Origin of the sequence: Zoogloea sp. LCSB751 (assembly GCF_002028455.1) — a bacterium.
In the GTDB taxonomy this organism is placed as follows: Bacteria; Pseudomonadota; Gammaproteobacteria; order Burkholderiales; family Rhodocyclaceae; genus Zoogloea.
The window spans coordinates 1-236 of record NZ_MWUM01000624.1 but is presented as its reverse complement, the minus strand read 5'-3'; the positions used below and the strand labels follow the sequence as shown (position 1 = coordinate 236).

Annotated in this window: 1 protein-coding gene; it reads right to left on the bottom strand. The window is 55.5% G+C overall.

Annotated features, from left to right (window positions below):
• Window positions 1–184, bottom strand: a 184-nt coding sequence (locus B4920_RS30245; protein ID WP_139379786.1) for a hypothetical protein, incomplete at its 3' end; no start/stop codon positions are given.
• Window positions 185–236 lie beyond the last annotated feature (52 nt).

The window sequence follows — 236 nt, the reverse complement described above, 5'->3', positions numbered from 1 at the left end:
CGACCAGCTCCAACGCGCCAGCGCCTACCGCCTTGGGATAATCGCTCCATTCTGTGTCGAGGTCTCGTTGCGGCTCAGTAATTGGAGCATCAAACTGCTGCCGCATGTCGGCCCAGAAGTCATCCATTCTTGTGTCAGATTGCTGCGGCGACGGCAGAGCGTCACGAAGACTGTATTTATCCATGGAGTGCCTCGGTTTTTTATGCAAAAGAAAAGCCCCGAGCGGCGAACCGTTC